The sequence below is a fragment of the Paenibacillus provencensis genome (assembly GCF_042678545.1).
GTDB classification, from domain to species: Bacteria; Bacillota; Bacilli; order Paenibacillales; family Paenibacillaceae; genus Paenibacillus; species Paenibacillus provencensis.
Genome location: NZ_JBHTKX010000023.1, coordinates 1 through 1,137, shown reverse-complemented (window position 1 = coordinate 1,137; position 1,137 = coordinate 1). Strand labels below are relative to the sequence as shown.

The following is a 1,137-nucleotide window of genomic DNA, read 5'->3' as shown; positions in this document are numbered from 1 at the left end:
ATATCTCTTTTGAGGCAGTGGAGGGAGCTACCTACTACAAAGTGAGCGTGAATGGAAAAGAATACATCAGGGAGACACCCGGTTTAGCCCTAATTGATTTAAAACCAGGAACGACTTATGAATGGGCTGTACAAGCCGGCAACGCGGCGGGTGAAGGAAGAAGTACAACGGGATCCTTCTTAACCCTTCCCGGGAAAGTAGAGAATCTCTCAGCAAGTGCCACGGAAGACGCCATTTCGATGAGATGGGATCCAGTGAAATCGGCAACGAGCTATAGAATCTACGATACCGAGCTAAATTTACTCGATGAAGTGGAAAAGACAGCATACTTACAATCGGAGCTTCAGCCGGGAACGGATTATACCTTCATCCTCGAGGCAATCAATGCATCGGGAACGGGCCAAAGGAACAGTATCTCTTATGTGACGGTCCCATCCCAGCCAGCGGGTGCTGCTGTTACAAACATCACAGAGGATGCTGCAGAGATACGCATTCCGACTGTAAGCGGCGCTGTTTATTATGAAGTCAATTTCGAAGGTGAACTGTATACCCTTCAGGAAGATATGCTTCAGCTTACCGCATTGGAGCCCGGTACCACCTATCCATACAGCGTAGCAGCCGGTAATCAGGCAGGAAAGAGCAAGAGCTATGACGGAGAATTCACCACGCTTCCGGATACCGTATTGAACTTGTCAGCGCAGCCGCTGGACAGCAAGCGAGTATGTCTGCAGTGGAGTCCTGTGAAGTCTGCAGACTACTACCGTGTGTATAATGCGGAGGGTCAGGTAATCGAGACGGCAAGTGATCCAGCAATCATCATGGAGCAGCTGACTCCGGGAACTTCCTATGAGTTTAGTGTGAGTGCCGTGAATGGATCCGGCGAAGGGAAGAAGTCCACGGTCAGCTCAATGACCATTCCGGATCAAATTGCTGATCTTACTATCGGCGAGGTCACGGAGACGGAGGCAACCCTTTCCTTTGAATCGGTGACCGGGGCCACATACTATACCTTGAATGTAAATAACATCGAGTCTAGAATCGCTTCTGATCAGCAGGAAATTGAATTGAAACATTTGACTCCGGGAACGAAGTATAGCGTAGGCCTTGCTGCAGGTAACGAGTCAGGGCAAGGGGAGA

General features: G+C 49.6%; 1 protein-coding gene. It reads left to right on the top strand.

Features of this window, described 5'->3' with window-relative positions:
- Positions 1-1,137: fibronectin type III domain-containing protein (locus ACFQ3J_RS27030; protein WP_379294430.1), on the top strand; the 1,137-nt coding region annotated here is incomplete at both ends.